The organism is Bifidobacterium sp. UTCIF-38 (genome assembly GCF_006454495.1).
GTDB lineage: Bacteria > Actinomycetota > Actinomycetes > Actinomycetales > Bifidobacteriaceae > Bifidobacterium > Bifidobacterium callitrichos.
Genome location: NZ_JFAL01000017.1, coordinates 1 through 4,413, shown reverse-complemented (window position 1 = coordinate 4,413; position 4,413 = coordinate 1). Strand labels below are relative to the sequence as shown.

The window sequence follows — 4,413 nt, the reverse complement described above, 5'->3', positions numbered from 1 at the left end:
ACGATATCCTCACTGCTTTTGTACTTGCTTTGGGCAGCAGCGCCACCGGAAGCATGTTTCGTATTCAGAAGGAGAAACGAAATATAGAACGTCATTTAGCTCTCATACAAGAACGTTCACTCTTTGCACGTAAACTTCATGATGGAATATCCAATAAAATCGCCAATGCGTTGATGATCCTTGATGCCCAAGAAGAGGTAGCGCCCCGCGTATATGAACAGCTTTCAGCTGCCTTGCAGGATACGCACCAACTCATTAGGATGCTTGATGACAACTCGAACATTACCGACCTTCCCCCCAATAACTATGATGGACGGAATCGTTTGCTAACGGAGGTACGCCACGGCGAATCACAGCTCACTGGCAGTGGTTTCTGCGGGGAAATACTCATTCCTGAAGTACTACCATCTCTTGATGAAGGCAGTTCTGGAATGCAATTACTCATTGATCTTCTGCATGAGACATTTGCCAACATTAGTCGCCATGCTGACCCGGCTTTCCCTTATGTCATGTCGGTAACGACGACAACTTCCACACTCACTTTCACCGTCACCGACATCCCACGGTCAGGAGACCAAGGCAGCCGGTTTGGATTGTCTTCGGGGCACAAGCGTCATAGCATAGCAATACGCAATCTGGGAGGAACATCGTCGATTTCAACAGCGAATAAACGTTGGACTGAAACATACACATTCCCACTTGTATCATTTCAGAGTGACCCCAGCCACACTATGCAATCCTGAATCAGCATAGCCACGGAATCCATATCGGACACCCAGTATAGAGCGCGGGAATCGCAACCGACACATCATTCACCTCACTGGCTCTGTAATCAGTAGCCGAAGCCGTCGAGAAGCCAATCACCAGTACAAGGATTAGAACGACCTTAGCGAATCCACCCATTTTCAATCCATGCAACATATTCAGACCTCTCCTTTGACATCATTCATTGCGGTCTATCTAACATCATGAGCAATCCGGTTCAGGATGCGCAACCCAGTTGCATAAAAACTGGAGGAACACAGCGCCACCACGCCGTTCGGTTGGGGCTTGTGAGACAATGACCGTTATGGTTATGAAGAAAGGACCGACCAAGGGGTCGGGTGGCAAGCATCGCAACGCGCTTCGCGGCAAGGGACCGACGCCCAAGGCCGAGGATCGCGTCTATCACAAGGCATACAAGGCGAAGAAGGTCGCCGATCGCCGCAAGTTGGCCGATCCGCGACTGGCCGCACGCCGCCGCGTCGACAAGTTCGCGTCGTCGGACACCACGGATCTGGTGTTCGGCCGCAACTCGGTGCTGGAGGCGCTGCGCGTGGGCGTGCCGAGCTCCACGCTGTACATCATGTCGCGCATCGAGCACGACGACCGCACTCGTGAGATCGTCAAGCTGGCCGGCACGCAGGGCCTGCACATGCTGGAGGCCGATCGACTGGAGATGGACCGCATCGCCCGCTCCGGCAACCATCAGGGCGTGATCCTCAAGGTCGATCCGTACCAGTACTCGTCTCTCGCCGAGCTCGCCGATCGCGCGGACAAGAAGTCGCGTGCGATGGAGGCGGCGAACTCCACGGCCGCGAAGCTGTCCGCGCGCCCGCTGTTCATCGCGCTCGACGGCGTGACCGACCCGCAGAACCTCGGCGCGGTCATCCGTTCGGCCGCCGCGTTCGGCGCGAACGGCGTGATCCTGCCCGAGCGTCGCTCCGCGTCGGTGAACGCCGCCGCGTGGAAGGTGTCGGCCGGTGCGGCCGCGCACCTGCCGGTGTGCCGCGTGGTCAACCTGACCAAGGCGATCGAAAGCCTCAAGGAGCGCGGCTACTACGTCGTGGCGCTGGATGGCGGTGGCGACAAGACCGTGGGTGAAACCGGTTTCGAGACCGATCCGCTGGTCGTCGTGCTCGGGTCGGAGGGCAAGGGCGTGAGCCGTCTCGTGCGTGAGACGTGCGACGCCGTGGCCGGCATCCCGATCTCCAGCCAGGTCGAATCACTCAACGCGTCCGTGGCGGCGGGCATCAGCCTGTACGCCGTGGCCAACGCGCGACGCAAGGCGGCCGAAGCGGCCGAATAAATAAGGCCGAATACACGTAGGAACGAGGCAAAGATGCAATCATCCATGAACCTGTCGGGACTCTCGCAGCTGGATCCGCGCGCGGCGAAGGCCACCAGCGTCAAGGCGGAGGACGACACCGCCGATACGCCGGAGCCGCAGGCGCTGAAGATCACCGCGGCCAGCTCGAACCCGAAGATGTTCACGCTGCCGTGGGAGCAGCCGCTGGCCACCTGGCCCGCCGAACTGCTCGCCAACCTGCCGCGAGGCATCTCCCGCCACGTCGTGCGCTTCGTCCACGTGGGCGACGAAGTGTACGCGATGAAGGAGATCACGCGTCAGATGGCCGAACGCGAGTACGAGATCCTGCGCCGCCTGCAGAAGCTCGAACTGCCGGCCGTCCGCCCGATCGCGGTCGTCACCGGACGTCACAACCGCGAAGGCGAGCCGCTCGAGGCGATCCTCGTGACCAAGCATCTCAAGTTCTCGCTGCCGTACCGCGCGCTCTTCGCCCGCAACCTGCAGCACGACACCGCCGAACGTCTGATCGACGCGCTCGCCGTACTGCTCGTGCGCCTGCACCTGGCCGGCTTCTACTGGGGCGACGTCTCCCTGTCGAACGTCCTGTTCCTGCGCGATGCCGACGCGTTCTCCGCGTTCCTCGTCGACGCCGAGACCGGTGACCTGCAGGTCAACCTGACCAACGGCCAGCGCGAATACGACATCGATCTGGCGCGCACGAACATCATCGGCGAACTGATGGATCTGAGCTCCGGCAAGCTGCTGCCTGACGACGTCGACGAGATCGAGGTCGGCAACCGTCTGGTCGACCGCTACCATTCGCTGTGGAGCGCCCTGACCGACACCGACAAGTTCGGCCCGAACGAGATGTGGAAGATCGAGAAGCGCGTCAACAAGCTCAACGAGCTCGGCTTCGACGTCGACGAGCTCGAGATGAAGACCGAGGAGGGCGGCAAGCGCGTGCTCGTGCGTCCGCGCGTCGTCGACGCCGGTTACGCGAACCGCAAGCTGCTGCGCCTGACCGGTCTCGACGTGCAGGAGAACCAGGCCCGTCGACTGCTCAACGACCTCGACGCCTACCGCGCCTCCACGTGGCGCGACGGCGAGGATCTCGAGATCGTCGCGACCGACTGGATGCGCGAGGTGTTCGAGCCGACCGTGCGCTCGATCCCGGCCAAGTACCGTTCGCAGATCGAACCGGCGCAGTTCTTCCACGAGGTGCTCGACCACCGCTGGTTCCTCGCGGAGAAGGCCGGCCACGACGTGCCGATGAGCGAGGCCGTGACCAGCTACATCGAGAACGTGCTGCCGAAGCAGGTGCTCAACAAGAAGGACATCGACACGCTGCTCGAGGAGGCCGATGCCGGCGTCATCGACGACGAGTCGACGTACTACGAGAACAACTCCGATGCTGACGGGGATGACGACGGGTACAACCCGGACTTCGACCCGGATGCGGCGGTCTGGTCGCACTGACGGTCGATCACGGCGGTTTCGCTGGAGCGGGTCTGCCGTCTGCTGTGCGCGACACACTCAAGGCCGTTCGGCCAAGCCTACGGTCGCGCACAGCAGACGGCAGCCCCTTTACGTTTGTCGTAATAGATCGTCAGTGCGGATTTGCTAAGGGGCAGGGGCAAGGGCTAGAGGGTTGTCAGTTGTTATGGTTTTTACTTGCTTTGCTCTGTTTTACCGTGATATGTTTTGTTCATGCGCGCGAAGGAGTGGGCGGCCCGTGAGGGTTTGAACGAGCAGACGGTGTGGAAGTGGTGCCATGAGAACCGCATGCCCGTTCCGTTCGAGCGTTCGGGTAGCGTGTGGCTCATCCATGACCCGAAATACGAGAAGACCGACATCTCCGCTGGCTCTCGCGTCGTCTGCTATGCGCGGGTGTCATCGTCCGACCAGAAGTCCGATCTGCAACGACAGGCGGATCGGTTGAAGTCGTTCGCGATCGGCATGGGCGCGACCGACATCCAGGTGGTCATGGAGACCGGTTCGGGCATGAACGACAAACGGCGCAGACTCAACCGCATTCTCGCCGATCCGACCGTGGGTACGATCGTCGTGGAGCATCGGGACCGGTTGGCGCGCATGAACGCGGGACTCGTTGAATCCGCGCTGAAGGCACAGGGGCGTCGGCTCGTTGTCGTGGACGACTCGGAGCTGGATGATGATCTGGTGCGTGACATGACTGAGGTGCTGACCTCGTTCTGCGCACGCCTATATGGTCGGCGCGCTGCGAAGAACAAGGCACGGGCCGCGTTGAAGGCGGCGCAGGATGCTTGAGGCGGTCAAGGTGGCGCTTGACCCGACGCCCGCGCAGGAGCGTCTGCTGTTGTCGCACT

4 protein-coding genes are annotated in these 4,413 nt (G+C 60.8%); all 4 read left to right on the top strand.

All coding sequences use genetic code 11. The annotated features are described in order from the left end of the window. Positions 1 to 743 (top strand): hypothetical protein (locus BW11_RS11565; protein WP_181166136.1); only part of this gene is annotated, 743 nt, incomplete at its 5' end. Between the two features lie 326 nt (positions 744 to 1,069). Next, on the top strand, positions 1,070 to 2,068 hold the full coding sequence (rlmB, locus tag BW11_RS06075) for a 23S rRNA (guanosine(2251)-2'-O)-methyltransferase RlmB (RefSeq protein WP_140445732.1): 999 nt from the start codon (positions 1,070 to 1,072) through the stop codon (positions 2,066 to 2,068). Positions 2,069 to 2,113: 45 nt separating this feature from the next. Beyond that, positions 2,114 to 3,544: a DUF4032 domain-containing protein gene (locus BW11_RS06070; RefSeq protein ID WP_140445754.1), complete on the top strand. Its 1,431-nt coding sequence runs from the start codon at positions 2,114 to 2,116 to the stop codon at positions 3,542 to 3,544. Between the two features lie 231 nt (positions 3,545 to 3,775). Then, positions 3,776 to 4,354 carry an IS607 family transposase gene (locus BW11_RS06065; RefSeq protein WP_140445731.1) on the top strand — a complete coding sequence of 193 codons (579 nt, stop codon included), beginning with the start codon at positions 3,776 to 3,778 and terminating at the stop codon, positions 4,352 to 4,354. The last annotated feature ends 59 nt before the right edge of the window (positions 4,355 to 4,413 follow it).

Bases quoted from the DNA above. Each gene is read 5' to 3' on its own strand.
- rlmB (WP_140445732.1), top strand. From the start codon at position 1,070: ATGGTTATGAAGAAAGGACCGACCAAGGGGTCGGGTGGCAAGCATCGC.
- BW11_RS06065 (WP_140445731.1), top strand. From the start codon at position 3,776: ATGCGCGCGAAGGAGTGGGCGGCCCGTGAGGGTTTGAACGAGCAGACG.
- BW11_RS06070 (WP_140445754.1), top strand. From the start codon at position 2,114: ATGAACCTGTCGGGACTCTCGCAGCTGGATCCGCGCGCGGCGAAGGCC.